General features: G+C 66.1%; 1 protein-coding gene. It reads left to right on the plus strand.

Annotation, left to right across the window (positions count from 1 at the left end):
- On the plus strand, window positions 1-711 hold a 711-nt coding region (locus GY769_12850), incomplete at both ends, for a hypothetical protein (GenBank protein ID MCP4202808.1).

The raw sequence follows: 711 nt of genomic DNA on the forward strand, positions 1-711 counted from the left end.
CAACACGGCTGTGGCCACCCAGCTCATACCGATGGGTAACTCCTACCTGAGCACAGCGGCGATGGCTCCCTCCGGATCGCTCGACGTCGAGACCACCGCCTTGCACGAGATGGGCCACGCGCTGGGCCTCAACCATCCGGATTTCTCTCCCTTTGTTCCGGCCCTGCTGAACGGCCAACGCACGCGCCGGTCCTACACCAAGACCGTCATGTTTCCATCTCAGCCCGCCGGAATCGCGAAGAGAAACCTCCTGTGCGACGACAAGGCCGGCGCCAACTTCCTCTACCCACCCACTGACCCGGAGGATCTGGTCACCGAGTCTCGTGACTATGCGCGACAGAATTCAGGCGGTTGCGACTTCGGAGACGCACCGGATCCGCTCGACGCGACCATCGGGCTCTATCCTTCGCTCGAGAACGGCGAGGATTTCAATGCCAACGGCCAACTCGACCAGGACCGCGAGATCCGTCCGGCCCGCGCCCAGCCTGTCGATTGGGACGCGGACGGCACGGCTGGCGCGGCGGACAGTGAGGACCAGAACGGGAATACGATGCTCGACCTCGGCAACGGCGCCCGCCACAAGGACTCCCGGATGGAGTGGCTGGGCCCGATCCGACTGGCGCTCGACGAGAACGTGACGATCCCGACGCTGTACGGACAGGAGCCGAGCGTCCCGCCCCCGGAGACCGCGGCTCCCGCCCCGGCCACCCG

It is taken from the genome of bacterium (assembly GCA_024224155.1).
Classification (GTDB): Bacteria; Acidobacteriota; Thermoanaerobaculia; order Multivoradales; family JAHEKO01; genus CALZIK01.